Below are 18,437 nucleotides of genomic sequence, written 5' to 3' on the forward strand. Positions count from 1 at the left end.
CTTTCTTGGGTGCCTCGGAGAGCAGCCCCACGCGAGCGGGAAGTGCACCCGGCTTCGTGCACGCGATACCCGCGCTTAGCGTGCGCTACGTGTCTACTCGGATGTTCCGGGAGACCAGAAACGCCCCCGACCATGGTCGGGGGCGTTTCTTCGACGGATGTGGGTCAGACGGCGCGGACGCCGGTAGCCTGCGGGCCCTTGGGGCTCTGGCCTACCTCGAACTCGACCTTCTGGTTCTCTTCGAGGGTGCGGAATCCGTTTCCGGTGATCTCCGTGTAATGAACGAAGACGTCAGCGGAGCCGTCCTCGGGCGCAATGAATCCGAAGCCTTTTTCTGCGTTGAACCACTTCACAGTTCCCTGTGGCATTTCTTTGATCTTTCTTTACTTGGGTGCGACATACCCGTTCGGCACGTCGGGCCCCGTTCCGACCGCCATACCCCGTGGAATTACCCTCGCAGGAACCGCGACCGCAACGTCGATCCTGCGAGTGCAAAACACGAACACAGAAGCTGCGACCTCCTTAAGTAGAGCATGTTTGGAGCGTTGGCGATAGCGGTGCGCCAGATATTTGATGCAGACTTCGATGAACAGTGGCGAAACTTCGATCCCTCTTGGCCTGCCCTACCCTGGCGTTATGGCCAGATGCGGTAGCGAACCCGGCGTCGCTCTGGCACAAATGCGCTGTTCAGTGGGGCTTTTTCGGTGACTCGCAGCTACGGTCGCGAACTGCTGGATCTCATCGTCGCCGGGACCCCCAGCGGCGAAACCCCCGTACGGCACGTTTGCGATATCCCCGCTCGAGACCCGCGGCCGGATACCTGGCCGCGGTGGGCGCACCCCGACGCGGTAGCCGCTTTCGCCGCGCAGGGCGTAAGCGTTCCGTGGTCGCACCAGGTCGCCGCAGCCGCGCTGGCGTTCTCCGGCCGCCATGTGGTGGTTGCCACCGGCACCGCGTCCGGGAAGTCGGTGGCCTACCAATTGCCGATCCTGACCGCGCTGGCCTCCGAGCCACGGGCACGCGCCCTCTATCTGGCGCCCACCAAGGCGCTCGGACACGATCAGCTGCGCGCGGTACGCGAATTAACCTCGGGGATAACGAGTTTCGAGCGGATATTGCCCTGTGCGTACGACGGCGACAGCTCCAATGAGTTACGGCGCTTCGCTCGGGAAAGCTCCCGGTGGATCTTCACCAACCCCGACATGATGCATGCGTCGCTGCTGCACAACCACGCTCGCTGGTCGGTGTTCCTGCGCGGCTTGCGCTACCTTGTGGTGGACGAATGTCATTACTACCGTGGCGTTTTCGGATCAAACGTGGCCCTTGTATTGCGGCGATTACTGCGCTTGTGCGCGCGCTACGGATCGCACCCGACGGTGGTGTTTGCGAGTGCCACCACCTCGAATCCGGGTACTGCCGCGCAGGCACTGATCGGGCAGTCGGTGGAAGCGGTGGTTGAGGACGGGTCGCCGCACGGAATGCGCACGGTAGCGCTGTGGGAGCCACCGCTGCTGCCGATCACCGGCGAGAACGGAGCGCCCGTCCGCCGTCCGGTCAGCACCGAGGCCTCCCGGCTATTAGCCGATCTCGTTCAGGAGGGGGCACGGACACTGGCGTTCGTCAGATCTCGGCGCGGTGCCGAAATGACGGCGCTGAGTGCCGCGCACCGACTTGCGGAGGTCGACCCCGCGTTGGCGTCCCAGGTAGCCGCGTACCGGGCGGGATATCTGCCGGAGGATCGCCGGGCGCTGGAAGCGGCGTTATCGACGGGTGCGCTGACAGGTGCGGCGACGACGAATGCCCTTGAGCTGGGTGTGGATATCGCCGGGCTCGACGCCGTGGTGGTCGCGGGTTTCCCGGGCACGGTGGCTTCCTTCTGGCAGCAGGCGGGCCGCTCCGGCCGACGCGGACAGGGCTCCTTGGTGGTGTTGGTGGCCCGTGACGATCCACTGGACACGTACCTGGTGCACCATCCGGGCGCGCTGCTGGACAAGCCAATCGAGGCGGTGGTGATCGACCCCGCCAATCCGCACGTCCTGCGCCCTCACCTACTGTGTGCGGCAACGGAACTCCCGTTGACCGAGGAAGATGTGCGGTCTTTGGAGGCAACGGATGTGGTTGCCAGTCTCGTGGACGACGGCCTGCTCCGTAAGCGTCCGGGCGGGTTTTTTGCCGCGCCCGGATTGAATCCGTATGCCGCGGTGGATATCCGCGGTTCGATCGGCGGGCAGGTGGCGATCCTGGAGGCCGATACCGGCCGAGTGTTGGGGACCGTTGATACCGGGCGTGCTCCCGCGACGGTGCACCCAGGAGCGGTCTACCTGCATTCGGGGGAGACGTATCTGGTCGATTCGCTCGATTTTGGTGAGGGAATCGCCCTGGTGCACAACGCGAGTCCCGACTACTCAACCTTCGCTCGCTCCACCATTGACATCGCCATCACGGGCGAGGGTGAACGGGTTGACCTGGTCGACGTACAGATTGGGTTGGTCCCAGTGGACGTCACCCATCAGGTGATCGGATATCTGCGCAAGCTGGCGACCGGCGAGGTCCTCGACTTCGTCGAGCTGGACATGCCCTCGTCGACGCTGAGCACCAAGGCTGTGATGTATACCGTGACACCGGAAGCGTTGGCGGGCATTGGCATCGACGTCTTGCTGACCCCCGGTGCCCTGCATGCCGCCGAGCATGCCGCGATCGGTCTGCTGCCGCTGGTGGCCAGTTGCGATCGCGGCGACATCGGCGGGGTGTCCACCGCACTGCAGCCCGAAACCGGCCTGCCGACGGTATTCGTCTACGACGGACATCCCGGTGGTGCGGGTTTCGCGGCACGGGGTTATGAACAGCTCGGGACCTGGTTGGGCGCCACGGCCGACGCGATCGCCGCCTGCGAGTGCGAGGCCGGGTGCCCGTCGTGTGTGCAATCTCCCAAGTGCGGCAACGGGAACTCGCCCCTGGACAAGGCCGCGGCCATCAAGGTTTTGCGCCTGGTGTTATCCCAGTTGCCGGGCACTTAGAAGGCGCGAGCGTACTGCCGCGGCACTGCCGGGCTCAGCTCCACGCCGAGTTCCCGGGCCGCCCGTCGCGGCCAGTAGGGGTCACGCAGCAGCTCGCGGGCCAACAGTACGGCCGACGCATCGCCCGCGGCGAGAATTGACTCGGCCTGGTGCGATTCGGTGATCATCCCGACAGCCGCTGCAGGAAGCGAGGTTTCGGACTGAATGCGACGCGCGAACCGCACCTGGTATCCGGGCCCCGTCGGGATGCGCACGTGCGGCACATTGCCGCCGGTCGAGACATCGATGAGATCCACACCTTGATGGCCGAGCAGTTTGGCTAGCTCGACGGTCTGGTCGGGTGTCCAGCTGTTCACCTCGAGGCCCGGCTCTTCGGTCACCCAGTCGGTCGCCGAGACCCGCACGAACAGCGGCAAGTGTTCGGGCCAGACGGTGCGTACCGCGCTGACCGTGTCGAGGGTGAGCTTCGCCCTGCCGAGGAAGCTGCCTCCATACTCGTCTGTACGGGTATTGCTTGCCGGAGAAAGGAACTGGTGCTGGATGTAGCCGTGTGCGGCGTGGATCTCCAGAACCTGAAAACCCGCTCGTAGCGCCCGCTGCGCGGCACGGACGTAATCATCGATGATCTTCGTGAGATCTTCCGTGCTGGCCGCTGCAGGCGGCACAAACTCCCCATAGGGCTGATCGGTGGGTCCGATTGTCTGCCAACTCAACGGGTCCGAGGGATCCAACGAACGGTGCCCGTCCCACGGCGCGACGGTCGACGCCTTACGCCCGGCATGCCCGAGTTGAACGGCCGGTACTGCACCAAGACTCCTGATGCTTTCCACGACGCGTGTCCATGCGTGTTCCTGGGTGTCGTTCCACAAGCCGGTGTCGTACGGGGACAGGCGTCCTTCCGCATTGACGGCGGTGGCTTCGGTGAAGACGAGGCCCGACCCACCGATCGCGCGACTGATCAGATGGGTGCGATGCCAATCGTTGGGTGTGCCGGTCAATGGGCCGTTCGGCGCGGCCGAGTACTGGCACATCGGCGACATCCAGATTCGGTTGGGAATTGTGATGCCGCGCAGCCGGTAGGGCTCGAACAACAGACTCATGTTCCGGGGCTCCTCGCGTCGGGTGGCTGGTCCGGCACATGCCAACACCGAGACGCACGAGATACTTCCCGGTCGTCTTTACCCTGCCTGTTCGGCCGCCGGCCCCTGCTCGGCAACAGACAGCGCCTCCCGGATGAAGTCGGCCGAGAGGACGACAGCCTCGGCCGTATCGCGTGAGACGGCGATGGCGGGGAAGGCATGCAGTTGCCACGCGTAGCTGTGCACCTGGGCCACCACACCCGCGCCGGAGAGCTTCTCGGCCAGTTCGATGGCATCCGGTTCCAGGAACTCGTCCTGCGCGGTGATCAGCAGGGTGGGCGGGTACGCCTCGACCGGTACGGAAACAATGCGACGCTCCCCGGTAAATTCCGCTGGGCCCCTGTCGAATTTCGGAGCCAGCTTCGCCAGCTTGCCCTTGGGAAGGTAGGCGTCGTGGCGGCTGGTGCTCGTCGGATTGATGCCCAGATCGAGGTCCAACAGCGGTGAATAACCGACATAGGCAACGGGTTTCGGCAGACCGTTGACGTGCGCATGCTCAATGACCTTGCCGCACAGGAATCCGCCCGCCGAGTCACCGACGACGATCACCCGCGCGTAGTCCGCCAGCAGCTCTCGATACGCACGCACCGCATCCTCCACCGAGGAGCCCACACCGGCGACCGGTAGCTGCCGGTAGTCCAGGACGTACACCGGGATCTTGAGCTGGCGCGACAGCAGACCGGTGATCTTGCGATGCGTGGCCGGGCCGCAGGCGATGAACGCACCACCGTGCAGATAGAGGATGGCGGTGTCGGAATCCGCGGGGATCGTCCCGGCGGGAACCATCAGATCCGTGGGCCTGTCGGCCAGGGAGATTCGCGTCCGTTCGATACCCGGCGCATCCGGCCCACGCTGGGCGCCCTGGTCCAGCCACTTGAGCTGGCGCAACCCGAACTCGGTGGTCGGGAAGAGGGCCAGGATCGGCTTCACGAACAGCAGCACGAATAGGAACGGCAGGCGGGCGACGATGCCCGTCTTGGGGTGCAGGGTGACGACCATCCGGCCACGCTACCGCCAGATAAAGACTGCCCTTGCCTCGGCCTGACAACTTGTCCGTGCACCCATCCGTTGACTTCGTAATAGTTTCGATATAGCTTGCTTCGTAATAATTTCGTAGGCGTGGGAGGTCATTCAGTGGCACGGGCGCGGTTCTTCCGACATGGCGAGCTGCCGCTGGTGCTTTTGGCACTACTGGCTCAGCGCCCCATGCACGGGTATGAGCTGATGTCTGAGCTATCGCGCCTTTTCAGTGCCGGCGGATACCAGCCCTCCCCGGGCACGGTGTATCCGGCGGTCGAAGCATTGGCCGCCGAAGGTCTGCTGATCGGTCAGCCTCGCGAAGGCCGAACGATCTATCGCGCCTCCGCAGAAGGCGAACAGGCCCTGGTCGGTCGCGCCGATGTGCTGGCAGCCGTCGAGCTGCGCACCGGTGCACGGTTCGGCCGCGGCGACTCACTCGAGAAGACGCTGGCCCGATTCACCGCTCAAGTCATGCCGTTTGCGGGCCGGGTCGATCCCGCCGCGGCAGAGGCAATCCTCGATCAGGCCGCCGCCGAGATCGCAGACCTTGTCCAAGCTCAAAACCGGAAGGAAGGAACCAAGTGATGAGCGGTGATGCCTTTGAACGAGCTGTCGAGCGCGCCGAGCGCAGAGCTGAGGAAGATCAACGCCGCCTCCATCGCAGGCGCCTCGAATGGATCGGGCAGGTGAATCGAACGGCCTTCCACATCCATGCCAGCACCTACGCTGCCGTGCAGATTCTGCTAATCGCCATTTGGGCGCTCACCTGGCGATTCGACCACGGCACCGCCTACCCCTGGTTCGTCTACCCACTCTTGGGCTGGGGAATCGCGTTGATCGTGCACTACGTCGTCGCCAGACACATCTGGCTCCTGCGCCCCGAGGAATCTCCCACCAAACCGGACGCCGCTCGAGACTTCGACCAAGCCCCGTTTACAACACCCACCGAGGAGTCGTGATGAACACCGCCGTCGACAACAGCACCCGACCCATCAAGACCAGGCGCATCAAGTTTCGGTATCCGACTGGTTCGTTGAATCGCCACTATGTACAGGGCGACCTGGCGATGAGCCACATCATCGCGATGCTATCTGCGGTGTTTCCCGAGGGGGAGGACTTCTTTATCCGCTCGGTCAAGCATTACTCGGACCAGATCACCGACCCCGTGCTGAAAAGGCAAGTCGCTGGGTTCATCGGCCAAGAGGTGACACACGGGCGTGAACACCGCGAACTGAACGATCGTCTGCAGCAGATGGGCTACCCGACAGCCTTTGTGGATCGGATGACGATGCGCGGCATGAATCTCTACACGCGGCGCTTATCGCCTCGTTTCAACCTCGCCGTGACGGCCGCACTAGAGCACTACACCGCAACGCTCGCCGAGACCCTTTTGACCGACCAACGCGCGCAGGATCTGTTGGGCGACACCGAGGTTAGGTCGGTCCTGCTGTGGCACGCACTGGAGGAGTCCGAACATCGCGCGGTCGCATTCGATGTCTACCGGACCGTCGGCGGCACCGAGCGGATGCGCATCTGGGCGATGCGGTTTATCACCATCACATTCATCTGCGGGGCATTCCTGGAGACCGTGCTATCACTGAGTCGCGACCGGGCGGCGTACAACCCCATCCGTCTGATTAAAAGTGCAGCCGCGTTGAGGCATTCACCTTTCGTCAGTCGCGAGATTATCGGACGTATCCGGTCTTACAACCGCCCAGGGTTCCACCCGGATGACTTCGACAACACCGACCTGATCGAGCGTTGGAACACCCAATTGTTCGGCGAGCAAGGGCAATTAGCCGATCATCTGCGGTAGGCAACCAGCCAAGCGGGTCGGCCCGAGGAAAACGACACGGAACTACCACCATCAGAACGGGCCCCCGTAGCCTCGGTGTGTGTCCGAGACCAAGGCCCGACGTCAAGACCGTCGCACCGCTGTGACGACCGCGGCCATCCTTGATGCGGCCGAACGGCTCTTCGTAGAGCGCGGGTTTCATGCCGTCACGATGGATGCCATCGCCGAGGCCGCCGATCTCGCGGTCGGTTCGATCTATCACCACTTCAAGAACAAGGAACGCCTGTATCTCGCACTCGTTGAGCGCGCCCTGTCGGTGAACGAAGCGGAGATGGCCAAGGCGTTCGGCGCGGGGCGCACCCCCGTGGAGGAACTTCGCGCTGCCAGTGATGCGTACTGCGATTTTCATCTGCAGAATCCCGGCTACTTCCGGATGATCGCCCTACGCACCCTCGACGTTCCTCCGGGCGATATGGCCGACGAGGTCGAGCGTCGGATTGCCGACAAGGTCGAGGCGCTCGTGGGTGACATCGCCGATGTGCTCCGGCGTGCAGACGCCGCCGGTCAGGTGCACTGCCCCGATCCGGTCCGCACGTCAATCTTCCTGTGGGGCGCCTGGAACGGCGTTTTGTCTCTCAATCTGCGCCCCGACCGGTTGCGGCTCGAGCCGGCCGAAATGAAACGGGTGCTCGCATTGGGCCGCGACGTGATTGAACGGGGCCTCGTCGCACAAAAACTCTTGTAGTAGCGTTCAGTTTTGTAGTAGCGTTCGGTTATGGTGCTAGCGGCGGCGGTTCAACTCGAAGCGGTGATCGGCGATGTGGCCGCCAATCTAGAGAAATGCGCGCAGCTCGCCGATGAAGCCGGACGAGCCGGCGCGCGGATCATCGCGCTGCCCGAGTTCTTCACCAGCGGGATTGCATTCGATCCGTCCCTGAAGGACGCCGCGCTGCCTCCGAGTGGAGCTGCTACCGAACTGCTGTGTGCAGTGGCTCGCCGATACGACGCGCTCGTTGGCGGGTCGTTCCTGTGCCGAGACGAGGACGGACACGTCCGCAATGCCTACTTCGCGGCCGACTCCACCGGGATCGTCGGGCGGCACGACAAGGATCTGCCCACCATGTGGGAGAACTCCTTCTACATAGGCGGTCAGGACGACGGCGTGTTCCGCGCCGGCGCCTACGAGGTGGGAGCTGCCGTGTGTTGGGAGCTGATGCGCACCCGCACGGCACAACGCCTGCGTTCACGCGTCGACGTGGTGATGACCGGATCCGGGTGGTGGTCGATACCGCGCTGGCACCCGCGCGCGACCTTTGACGGCATGGAACGCCGCAACCGCGACACTGCCAGGACCGCCGCGGCCACTTTCGCCAAATATGTTGGTGCGCCAGTTATTCACGCCGCTCACGTCGGTGAATTTCGGTGCGCCATGCCGTGGTTGCCCGTCGAATACCAAGGCCAATTCGAAGGATCAACTCTCATCACCGATAGCGCCGGTCGAGTTGTCGCGGAACGTCGACCCGAAGAGGGGCAAGGCGTCGTTCTTGGCGACATCGACCCCGGACGGCGTGCACCCACACTCGAAGTTCCCGACCGATACTGGCTGCACTCGCGTGGATTAATCGCCACTGCGGCATGGCATTACCAACGCTGGCATGGTCGCCCGTGGTACCGGAAGAACATGGTGAGCGCGTGAACTTCGTCGTTCGCGCAGGGTTGATCGAGCTGGCCTTCGGCGCACTACTGGGGTGGGCCGTTGCCGCGAACTTCCTTGCACCACAAGTAATCCAACGCATCGGCGTGGTCAACGGGCGCAGGATTCTGCAGGCCCACCTTGACTACATCATGATGGGGATACTGCTGATCGCGGTGGGTCTTGCGGTACCCGATCTACCCCGCTGGCTGGCCGGCGTCGTGGTCTTTGGCGCGGTGCTGAATCCCACCCTGTTTCTGCCGATGGCGTTCAAGGAAGACATCACGTCCACCCTCGGTTTCAAGGTGGCAACCTTCGTCTCATTCGTGGCGATGAGCGGAAGCCTGGTATTGGTGGCGGTGCAGTAGCTCCGGAACCGTGACTGAATGCTGACCGGAACATCCACCCTTACAACAGTATCGAGCGCTCCACTCCCCGGCGACGCACCTGGCGTTCCGCTAAACAGCGTGCATTACATCCCGGCAGATATGATTTCCCTGCATGACAAGATCGCAGACATGTATCGGCGGCTGTATGAAGTGGAGACGTAGTGGCGGGGCAGTGGATTGCGCGTCAACACGGCGAGGTTGCCGTTGAGGCGATCTTGGATGCCGCTGAGCGATTGTTCACCCGCAACGATCTGACGTCGGTTTCCATGGTTGATGTTGCAGCCGAGGCGAACTGCTCGCGACCCACCGTGTATCGCTACTTCGAGAGTCGCCACGCCTTGATGGCTGCATACTTGCAGCGGCAGGTGACACGGATGATTCCGCAGCTTCAGCAGGCGGTTGCCGGCCAAGACGTGGGGGCGGCTGCCCTTGGGATAGTGCTGGTGCGGGCGGTGGAGCTGGTGCGGGAGTCTCCTCCGATGTTGGCGTGGTTCGCGAGCGAGAGCACCGCCCTTGCCCTGGAGCTGGCCTGCTCGAATGCCGAGGTTCTGCGTTTGGCGGATGAGTTCGCGGTCGGTGGAGGATCAGTAGATACCACTGTGGACAAGGTGGAGTGGGCCGCCCGGGCGATCATCTCGCTGGCTATCGCACCGCATGGCGATCACGCCAAGGAGCTCGACTTCATCCGACGGTTCGTCGTCCCGGTCCTCCTGACGTGAACACGGGCCGCGGTGCCCCGGTGCATCATTGGGCCGTGAACACCACAGGCAGAGTGCTCGCGCCACGTACCGCGGTGCCGATCTGACTACGCACCCGCACCTGCTCAAGATCAGTTCCAGGCGCCAGACGCAACTCGGGTAACCGAGTCAGCAATGTGGTCAGTGCGTGCGTCATTTCGGCGATGGCCAGCCAGTTGCCGATGCAGCTGTGCGGCCCCTGCCCAAAGCTGACGATGGGTTTGGACTTACGGGTGACGTCGAATACGTCCGGGTCCAGATAGATGGCTGGGTCCCGGTTGGCCGCCCCAATCGCGAAGATCATTGGAGTCTGCGCCGGGATATCAATACCGTTCCAACGGACCGCATTCGGGCAAGCTCGCGGCATCAAGCTGACCGGCGGCTCCCAGCGCAGCGCCTCCCAGACCGCCCACTCGGCATGTTCCTTGGGATCGGTGCGTACCAACTCAAGCTGCTCGGGATGAGTCAACAGCGCCGAGAGCACAACACTCATGGCGAGCATGGTGGTATCGGCACCTATCGGATACAGCACCCGGATGAAGGTGAGAACTTCCTCGTCGCTGAGCTGCTCACCATCCTCGGCCGTGGCGGTCACAATGTGCGAGATCAGATCATCGCCAGGGTTGGCCCGGCGCTCGGCCACCAGCGGGGTGACGTACTCGGTGAGCTCACGGGCGCAGCGCATCCCACGCTCGACATCGAACATCCAGTGCAACATCCCGTGTGACCACGTGTAGAACAAGTGCTCATCGGTGATGGGGATACCCAGCATCCGGTTGTTGATCAACAGTGAGAATCGCTGGCAAAACTCGGCGACCAGGTCGGCGCTGCCTCGGCCCGCGAATCTGTCGATAAGCTCATCGAGCACCGGCTGGATCACCGCGCCGGAATAGGATTGGACTTTGTTGCGGCGCAACGGAGATGACGCAATCGAACGATTAACACGGTGCTGTTGCCCAGTCATGGTCAAGATCGAATGCCCGAGCAGCGGCTTAGTGGCTATCTCATGAAAAGCCCGCATGGGGAAGGTCTCTTCGTCTCGAAACGCCGCCGACACCAACTCATGAGTCAAGAGCAGCACCGCCTTCGTCGAAGCGAATGGCACCACCGCATACGCCTTGCTTCTCCGCAGGCGCGCAAGGACCGTGTGCAGGTCCCGTTGGTCCTCAAGCCCGAAATCAGGCCCGTCGATATCCAACGGCGGCAGCACAACAGGACCGATAGACATGTGCACTCCTCAAAAGCCAACGGATGGCAAGGAACTGGATACGCGGCCCCGGTCGCACCGACACAGGCATGCGTAACAGTTTTCATCTTTCGTAATGCAGACATTACACATAGTCTCATCTGTAATGCAATAGGCAGTCGTATCGGCTGTTCGATCGGGCTCCTGTCCTCAGCTCGGTTACTCTGCGCGAAAACGCCTCAGAGATAAGAACGGTGAGGGATGGGGCTACTCACCGGGCGCCAGATGGCACCATGGGAAGCATTCCGATTGGCAATCGTTCCCCCGCAAGGACAGACCATGACTACGTTTCGCGTCGGCCCGTATCTCAGCCTCGGGGATCCGATCACGCTGGCCGCAGCGGACCAAGACGGCATGCGCAAGTTCATATCTGCCCTCCACCAAGCACGCGATAGCGGGCACGCTGCCTTTGACTGTGGAGACGGGGTCAAGCATCAGATAGCTGAGAAGAGCGGCGCCGCGGACATCGACATCAGCCCGTATCTCGTTGTCTGGAGATTCGACCGGGCCAAGCTGAATGAAATCATCGAACTAATCGAGCCACTTATCGAGAGCGATACAGCCGCACACCAGTATGTGGACGACATGAAGATTCCAACAACAACTCTGGTCCTTTCGGTCAACGAGTATCCCGCGGACGTCTTCGAGAACTAACTCGGCCCAGCCCTAGCGGCGGCCTTCGTCCCGAGAGACTAAATCGCGCAAAGCGATTGCAACCCAAGTAGCGCTGGAGCTATCTGACAAGCCTTGGTGAACCTGCCTACACTACGGTTACTGACTCATCAGCACCGATAGTCATGCCATGAATGCCGTTGTTAAACATAACTTTAAAGAAACTCTGCCACTTGGCGGCTGTGCCCTTAGCCCGCATCCGAGCGGTCAACGTCCGCAAGTCCCCGAGGTCCAACGTCACGTTGTCGACCTCTGTCCGACGATCGTGAAGAGACGAACTCCGGTATGCCGGAAGAACATACATAGATCTAAGCCATATGTTTCGCTGTTTTACATCCTGCTGATCTCACCAGTCGGGGAACAGAATACAGTGGATTCCCATGCCCAGCCCCCAGGACATCCTGGTTGCGAGCGGCGCTGAATCCCACCCTGTTTCGGCCGATAGCGTTCAAGGAAGACATCACGTCCACCCTCAGTTTCAAGGCGGCAACCTTCGTCTCATTCGTGGCGATGAGCGGAAGCCTGGTATTGGTCGCAGTGCAATAGATTTGATTGCCGACTACGCGGTTTTGGTGGCCCTGATCGTGTAGCTCAACGGCATGACGCCCGATCGCTCAGTCAGCGCCCATTCACCACCGGGCCGCAACGTCATCTGACCGGGCAGCGCCTCCCATGGCACGCTGTCATGCTCGGCGAGAAGGTCGATATGCAGCCCGCTATTGATCAATGCCGTCACAATCTCGCCCAGCGAGTGGTTCCATTCGTAGGTCTTGGACGACTGAATGATCTTGTCCGTGGGGACATACGTCTGGCCGTCATCCCATTCCAACGGTTCCTCGTGCTCGAAGTACGGGTAGCGCAGATGAGGCTCGTCACCCAGGGATTCGTCCATCGACCAGAGGATGGGGTGTCCTTCGCGAATGACGAGAGACCCGCCGGGCGCAAGGAGGTCCGCGACCACCCTCGCCCATGCCTCGACGCGCGGCAGCCAGCACAGCGCCCCGATTCCCGTGTACACGAGGTCGAAATGGTTGCGCGGTAATACCTTTGCCGCATCATGGACATCGGCCTGCACGAACGTCACGGCATCACCGGTCTCGGCAGCTAGTGCCTGCGCCTCCCCCACGGCACTTTCGGAGAAGTCAAGCCCGGTAACGGTGGCGCCCAGGCGGGCCAGCGAAATAGTGTCGGTCCCGATGTGGCACTGCAGATGCACGGCCTTCTTACCCACGATGTCGCCCAACACCGGCAGGTCGAAACGGACGACATCGGAGAGCAACGAGCGATCCGCGATGAACTCCTGCACCTGGTATCCCGACCCATCGCGGGCCGCATGAATCGCAGCACGCTCGTTCCAGTTGGCTCGATTTGCACCTAGCCAACTGTCTCTCTCACCCATGGTTGCCATCCTATTGGCACGAACAACCCATTTAGTGGCCCGTCCGCACGCATTGACGCTCTGGCCGGACGTTCTTATCGTGCAGTCGAATCCGAGGCCCACGCGCGGCACTCGTCGCGATCCCTGCCGATCACAGCTTGCCAGTGCGCAGATCTTGACTACTCTTCAAGATCGCCGCGTCCAGACTCCAGTTTTGCGGTTGGACCCGCTCCCAGAGACCGCCCTTCCCGCGCTCCCTGCCCAATTCCTCCTCACGCCTGAACCACTGCTCAGCCGTGCGGATCCTGTTCGGGTGAATTTCATCCAACAATGAGTAGTCGCGTTTGACGATTCCGTCTTTCCAGAGATTCCAAAAGCCGGTGAAGTTGTCTCGGAATGTCATGGTGCTTGGATCATCCGGGTCCGCGTTGTATCCGGCCGGGCGATCAGCCATGCCTCCAAGCGGCCCCTGCCAGTAGGCGTCTAGATCTGTGTCTACGTACCGCGCGGGATGTCCCGTGACCTTCTCGAACGCCCGGGCAAGCTCGCTATAGGGAATGTGGTCGATAGCGACTTCGAGGTCCATGCCATTGGATCGGGCGGTGTTGTCGAAGAGCCATCGGACGTAGTAACCGCAATCCTCAAGCGAGACATGGGGCACCGCTCCGTTACCCAGTGGAACTCGCCAGGTGACCACGCCGTCCTCCACCATAGGTGCCATGGGAGTCAGGGGCGAGATCGTCATCTCAATGTATGGACCCGACGTGAAGATTGCCGCACCCATCCGCTCCGCGTTCGCCTGATTCTGAAGCAGGATCCATTCGGCGATGCGTCCCTTACCGTCATAGTGGCCAACGCGGTACTTGGAGTCATAGCCGGCCTTCTTGAGCCCATAGTCGAGATTTCCATATACGAAGAACTTGATCCCCTCTTCGATTGCGATCTCGTACGCGCGGATCGCCCAGTAAATCTCGGTTTTCTCACCGGTATTGAATCCGTCGATATTGATAAACGCGCCGTCGCATCCGCGAAACCCTTCTCGCAGCACGGATTCGTCGGCGAAGGTGCCTTCCAGGGCCGAGGTATTTCCCAGTTCGAGCAACGCTCGCGCTCGCGCACTCGAGGCGTCGCGGGTGAGGAATCGGACAGAGTACTTCTCGTCGCCTACGAGGGCTCGCGTGACGGGAATACCCTGGGCGCCTGTGGCACCGATCATGAAGATTGTCGACGTGACATGTGGTGACATTGCAGCTCTCTCCTTGGTTCGGCTTTCGGATGACCGTTCCGTCGCAACGGAACTCTCGCCTAGTGATGTATATGCAACATAGGGTGAAATCAGTGGGTGTGTGGCTCATGCTGATCGCTAGCCGCTGGGTGGCAGACCGATAGTGGCCGCCAGGGTTCGGACGGCCTCAACACCACCGGACCCCAGGAGCCGCGCGGCCTCTTTTTGCGCTCGCCTCCATTCGGGCATCACGGCCTCAACCTTCTTACTGCCCGACGAGGTCAGCGCGACCTCGCGCACTCCCTTGGCGTCCGACGAGACGGCCTTCACCCAGTCGCGCTTGATCAACAGACTTAGGTTGCGACTGACGGTCGACCGCTCCAGCTGCAAGACCTCCCCGATGCGCGCCGGCGAGCAGGGACCGACCTTGCCCAGCGCCGCCATGAGGTTGATTTGGGCAATGCTCACATCGTGACGCTCAAGAGCGCGGTCGTACACGCCCGTAACAGCCCGGCCGAGCAGCCGGACACGGACAGCCAGGCATTCGCCGGCGATCTCGTCCACGGCATCGGTGACCATGAAGCTATTGTTGCATATACATCATTATCAGGCAAGACTTCGGGAACTTCCGTGCGTCTCTCTGAAACACACCGGCCGCGAGCCACGTTCGTTCCGTGGCCCGCGGCCGGTGATCCGTCATACCCGCGCGATCTCCGACTCGCCTGGTTGCGGGCCAGGTTGCGGCCCATCCCTGAACGTGGCGCGTTTGCGTGTAGGCAACTTCTGCGGCCACCAGAACCATGGCCCCAAAATCCGGGCCAGCGGCATCACCAGGAAGAGCCGGACAATCATCATGTCGAAGATCAAGCCGATGCAGATGGTGGATCCGGCCTGGCCGATGTTGACGACGTCGCTAGAGAGCATGGCCAGCATGGTGCCCGCCAGCACGAACGCCGCGGTGACGGCGACATTTCCGGAGCCGGCGATGGTGCGGATCAAGCCGGTGCGGATGCCTGCGTGCAGCTCTTCGCGGTATCGAGAAAGCAACAGCAGATTGTAGTCACAGCCAACCCCGACAAGCACGATGAACGCGATAGGCAGTGTCAACCAATGTAATTCGATGCCGATGAGTGTTTCCCAGATGAAGGCAGCCAATCCCAGGGAGCCTAGGAAGGAGAGCACCACGGTGATGAGCACGATCACCGAACCGGCCAGTGTGCGGGTGATGACCATGACGATCAGAAACACCAGTCCGAACGTGGCCAGCATCATCGTCAAGATGTCATTCATGGAAAACGCTTGCACATCACGATAATTCGCAGATGCACCCGCTACCAGCAGATCAACGTTGGACAGCGATGTCCCCTTGACGGCCTCGTGCGCGGCGGCCTCGGCCCGCTGAATCTGATCGATACCCTCCGGGCTCATCGCCTCACCCTGGTGGTAGATCAGGATCCGGGCACCCTTGCCGTCGGGCGTCATCATGAACTTTAACCCGGTCTGAAAATCCTTAGTCTTGAAAGACTCTGGCGGCATGAAGAAGAAATCGTCGTTCTTGGCGTTATCGAATGCCTTCCCCATATCCACCATCGGATCGATCATCGGCTCAAGCTGGGCGATGGTGGTATGAAACATGCTCTGCATCGTGAGCGTCAGCTGTTGCATGACCGCCATGTTCTGGACCATCGCGTTGAGCTGCGTGATCATCTGCGGAGTGGCCGCATCAACCATGCTCAGCCCGTCCACCATTGGACCTAGCTGTGAGGTCGCTTCATCGATATTGTCGACCGATTCATTCAACGAGCGCATGGCCCAGCAGATCGGAATATCGAAACAGTGCGGCTCCCAATACATGTAGTTGCGCAAGGGCCGGAAGAAGTCGTCAAACGTGGACAGGTTGTCGCGGGTCTTGTCCATCGCGGCCTTCAGGCCCCTTGAAGCTTCTACGGACATCTGCGTACCCGCGGAGAGCTGGCCGGTGATGTCCGCCATCTTCTTGGTCGAGGCCATCATGTCGCCCATCCGGGCCGCCATGGTGTCGATATCAGCCACGCGGTCCTTCAAAAACCCCAGATTCTGGCCGATCTTGGTCCCCATCGAGCCCATCGCGTATGGCAGCGAGGCGTGTTCCAAGGGCCGACCGTTGGGGCGGGTAATGCTCTGCACCATCGAAATGCCCGGTGTCCGAACAATATTCTTCGCGACGCGATCCAGGCTGATCATGTCGGTGGTGTTGCGCATATCGTGATCGGCCTTGATGTACAGAGTGTCGATCGAGAGCTGGCTCGGCTGGAAATGTCGATCCGCAGCGTCATACCCGCGAGACGACTCGACGCTCTTGGGAGCGTAATCCCGATCGTTGTAGCTCACCGTGTAGTTGGCCAGGTTGGCGATGCACAGCGGAATCACCAGCGCCGCAACCGCGATCATCGCGCCGGGCCATTTGGCGATCGCCGTGCCCAGCTTGCGCCAGACCGGGCTGGTCTTGGCCGGAGCAGACAACCAGGGCACCTTGCTGCCCAGCGTCAGCAGCGCCGGACCCAGCGTGAGCGCCGCGATAACGGCGACAACCATCGCCACAAAACACGGCGGGCCCAAGGTCCGGAAGTAGTCGAGCGTCGTCAGGCTCAGGCACAGGCACGCACCCGATATGGCGATGCCCGACCCCAGAACAACGTGGGCCACACTGCGTACCGAGGTGTAATACGCCGACTCCCGATCCTCTCCCGCGCGCCGGGCCTCCTGAAAACGACCGAGATAGAAAATGCCGTAATCGGTAGCGACACCAAGAACCAAAGACACCGCCATATTCATCGCGAAGGACGAGATCCCGATGACATGGTTCTCAACCAGCAGCGAGACCACACCGCGGGCCGTGGCCAGCGTGATCAAGACTCCGATCAACGGAATGATCGCCCGGGTGATGGAGCGGTAGGCGATGAGCAGCATCGCGATGATCACCACAACGGTGACGATCGTCAGCGTGACCATGCTCTCGTCGGCCGCATTGAGAGTGTCCGAGGCCAACGGCGCCGGACCACTCACGTAGACCGTGAGGCCCTCGGGCTTGTCCTTATCTAGCTTTTCGATGATGCCGCGGATGGCCTTGATCGACCGATTGGAGTCGGCATCGCCCAGATCGCCGGCCGGCCGGACCGTCAGTGTCGCGGCCTGCGCGTCGGCGCTCTGCTGCCCCGAGCGGGTAACCGGGTCACCCCAAAGATTCATGAGCGACTGCACATGCTCTTTGTCGTCAAGCAGACGGCGAACCATCTCGTCGTAGTACTGGTGGTCCTGCTCGCCGAGCGTGCGGCCCTGTGTCTCTAGGACAACTACCGCCATGCTGGTGTAGTCCGACTCCTTGAAGTCCTGGCCCTGAGTGATGGCAGCGGCCGAAGACGGTGCGTCACGTGGAATCATCGCCTTGGCATTGGCCGCGGTCGTTTCTTCCAGGGTGGGCACAAAGATGTTCAGTGCCGCGGCGGCGATGACCCAGAAAATCACCACAGGGATCGCCAGCACGCGGAGCAATCGCACTGCGCCAGGGCGCTTCTCGGGCTCCTTCGCCACCGGCGGTGCGGGCGGTACCAACACCGGACCGGTGGCCGCGTCCTCCGGCGGCTGCTGACCCGAGGTCATGCTGCCGTCACCGTGCAGGCGACCGCGGCACTGGCATGGTTGACGACCTGCTCCTCGCGGACCTCGCCGTTGACCCGGATGCGGCAGCCCAACGAGTCTCCGTCGACCTGTGCGACCAGGCTCAGTGATGCGGCCGACGACATGGTGGTCTCAGAAACCGACCACGGCAGTGATGTCAGCACGACGTCGACGGGTTCGCTGTTGAGGTTTGCATAGGACACTTTCCCGTTGGTTCCCAGATTGCCGAACACCTCATAGGTGACGTTCTTGGGATTGATCTGAACAACCGTGGCCGGAATCGGACGGGTAGTCGGCGGGTAGCTGATCGCCTGCGACTTCTCCCGAATCCGATTCACCCCGAAACCAACAGTCACGATGACAATGAGCGCCACCAACGGCATCCACAGCGCGCCAAGAATTCGACCGGCACGACCCCGAGACTGCTTGTGCCGGCTCATCGCTGGGGACGCCTAGCTGGGGCGGCATG

Annotated in this window: 18 protein-coding genes; 9 read left to right on the plus strand and 9 right to left on the minus strand. The window is 61.9% G+C overall.

Annotated elements, in window-relative coordinates; genetic code table 11:
- Positions 1–164: 164 nt before the first annotated feature.
- Positions 165–368: a cold-shock protein gene (locus tag FZI91_RS21005; RefSeq protein WP_155941032.1), complete on the minus strand. Its 204-nt coding sequence runs from the start codon at positions 366–368 to the stop codon at positions 165–167.
- Positions 369–704: 336 nt separating this feature from the next.
- Between FZI91_RS21005 and FZI91_RS21010 the strand changes: the two genes are divergently transcribed.
- Positions 705–3,017: a DEAD/DEAH box helicase gene (locus tag FZI91_RS21010; protein ID WP_162526629.1), complete on the plus strand. Its 2,313-nt coding sequence runs from the start codon at positions 705–707 to the stop codon at positions 3,015–3,017.
- Here FZI91_RS21010 and FZI91_RS21015 read toward each other — a convergent pair.
- Together FZI91_RS21015 and FZI91_RS21020 are read right to left on the minus strand one after the other, a co-directional pair.
- Positions 3,014–4,117 carry an NADH:flavin oxidoreductase/NADH oxidase gene (locus FZI91_RS21015; protein WP_155941034.1) on the minus strand — a complete coding sequence of 368 codons (1,104 nt, stop codon included), beginning with the start codon at positions 4,115–4,117 and terminating at the stop codon, positions 3,014–3,016. The genes FZI91_RS21010 and FZI91_RS21015 overlap by 4 nt on opposite strands.
- 78 nt (positions 4,118–4,195) lie before the next feature.
- The gene (locus FZI91_RS21020; RefSeq protein ID WP_155941035.1) at positions 4,196–5,155 is read right to left on the minus strand and encodes an alpha/beta hydrolase; all 960 of its coding nucleotides are present in this window, start codon (positions 5,153–5,155) and stop codon (positions 4,196–4,198) included.
- A 120-nt stretch (positions 5,156–5,275) separates the two neighbouring features.
- On the opposite strand from FZI91_RS21020, the gene FZI91_RS21025 reads away from it, so the two are divergent.
- The 7 genes from FZI91_RS21025 to FZI91_RS21055 all read left to right on the plus strand — a co-directional run bounded on the left by FZI91_RS21025 (position 5,276) and on the right by FZI91_RS21055 (position 9,772).
- On the plus strand, positions 5,276–5,761 hold the full coding sequence (locus FZI91_RS21025; RefSeq protein WP_309224195.1) for a PadR family transcriptional regulator: 486 nt from the start codon (positions 5,276–5,278) through the stop codon (positions 5,759–5,761).
- Positions 5,761–6,135, plus strand: a complete 375-nt coding sequence (locus tag FZI91_RS21030; protein ID WP_155941037.1) for a 2TM domain-containing protein — start codon at positions 5,761–5,763, stop codon at positions 6,133–6,135. The genes FZI91_RS21025 and FZI91_RS21030 overlap by 1 nt, the downstream gene beginning before the upstream one ends.
- Complete coding sequence (locus FZI91_RS21035; protein WP_155941038.1) at positions 6,135–6,992, plus strand: metal-dependent hydrolase; 858 nt, start codon at positions 6,135–6,137, stop codon at positions 6,990–6,992. Before FZI91_RS21030 ends, FZI91_RS21035 begins: the two co-directional genes overlap by 1 nt.
- A gap of 79 nt (positions 6,993–7,071) precedes the next feature.
- Positions 7,072–7,716 (plus strand): TetR/AcrR family transcriptional regulator, encoded by a 645-nt coding sequence (locus FZI91_RS21040; protein ID WP_162526630.1) that lies wholly within the window; start codon positions 7,072–7,074, stop codon positions 7,714–7,716.
- 30 nt (positions 7,717–7,746) lie between these two features.
- Positions 7,747–8,667 (plus strand): carbon-nitrogen hydrolase family protein, encoded by a 921-nt coding sequence (locus FZI91_RS21045; RefSeq protein WP_155941039.1) that lies wholly within the window; start codon positions 7,747–7,749, stop codon positions 8,665–8,667.
- On the plus strand, positions 8,664–9,032 hold the full coding sequence (locus tag FZI91_RS21050) for a hypothetical protein (protein WP_162526631.1): 369 nt from the start codon (positions 8,664–8,666) through the stop codon (positions 9,030–9,032). Before FZI91_RS21045 ends, FZI91_RS21050 begins: the two co-directional genes overlap by 4 nt.
- 182 nt (positions 9,033–9,214) lie before the next feature.
- On the plus strand, positions 9,215–9,772 hold the full coding sequence (locus tag FZI91_RS21055; RefSeq protein WP_155941041.1) for a TetR/AcrR family transcriptional regulator: 558 nt from the start codon (positions 9,215–9,217) through the stop codon (positions 9,770–9,772).
- Positions 9,773–9,797: 25 nt separating this feature from the next.
- Here the strand turns inward: FZI91_RS21055 and FZI91_RS21060 are convergent, their stop codons facing one another.
- Positions 9,798–11,018 (minus strand): cytochrome P450, encoded by a 1,221-nt coding sequence (locus tag FZI91_RS21060; protein WP_155941042.1) that lies wholly within the window; start codon positions 11,016–11,018, stop codon positions 9,798–9,800.
- A gap of 297 nt (positions 11,019–11,315) precedes the next feature.
- Here FZI91_RS21060 and FZI91_RS21065 point away from each other — a divergent pair, with 297 nt between their 5' ends.
- The gene (locus FZI91_RS21065) at positions 11,316–11,690 is read left to right on the plus strand and encodes a hypothetical protein (protein ID WP_155941043.1); all 375 of its coding nucleotides are present in this window, start codon (positions 11,316–11,318) and stop codon (positions 11,688–11,690) included.
- A 577-nt stretch (positions 11,691–12,267) separates the two neighbouring features.
- Here the strand turns inward: FZI91_RS21065 and FZI91_RS21075 are convergent.
- The 5 genes from FZI91_RS21075 to FZI91_RS21095 all read right to left on the minus strand — a co-directional run bounded on the left by FZI91_RS21075 (position 12,268) and on the right by FZI91_RS21095 (position 18,408).
- A complete protein-coding gene (locus FZI91_RS21075) occupies positions 12,268–13,107 on the minus strand; it encodes a bifunctional 2-polyprenyl-6-hydroxyphenol methylase/3-demethylubiquinol 3-O-methyltransferase UbiG (protein WP_155941045.1) in 840 nt (279 codons plus the stop codon).
- A gap of 130 nt (positions 13,108–13,237) precedes the next feature.
- Complete coding sequence (locus FZI91_RS21080; protein ID WP_155941046.1) at positions 13,238–14,332, minus strand: NmrA family NAD(P)-binding protein; 1,095 nt, start codon at positions 14,330–14,332, stop codon at positions 13,238–13,240.
- A gap of 117 nt (positions 14,333–14,449) precedes the next feature.
- The gene (locus FZI91_RS21085) at positions 14,450–14,890 is read right to left on the minus strand and encodes a MarR family winged helix-turn-helix transcriptional regulator (RefSeq protein ID WP_155941047.1); all 441 of its coding nucleotides are present in this window, start codon (positions 14,888–14,890) and stop codon (positions 14,450–14,452) included.
- Between the two features lie 117 nt (positions 14,891–15,007).
- On the minus strand, positions 15,008–17,950 hold the full coding sequence (locus FZI91_RS21090) for an RND family transporter (protein ID WP_155941048.1): 2,943 nt from the start codon (positions 17,948–17,950) through the stop codon (positions 15,008–15,010).
- Positions 17,947–18,408, minus strand: coding sequence for an MmpS family transport accessory protein (locus FZI91_RS21095; RefSeq protein ID WP_155941049.1), 462 nt, complete (start codon positions 18,406–18,408; stop codon positions 17,947–17,949). The genes FZI91_RS21090 and FZI91_RS21095 overlap by 4 nt, the downstream gene beginning before the upstream one ends.
- Between the last annotated feature and the right edge of the window lie 29 nt (positions 18,409–18,437).

Source organism: Mycobacteroides sp. CBMA 271, from assembly GCF_009729205.1.
Taxonomy (GTDB): domain Bacteria; phylum Actinomycetota; class Actinomycetes; order Mycobacteriales; family Mycobacteriaceae; genus Mycobacterium.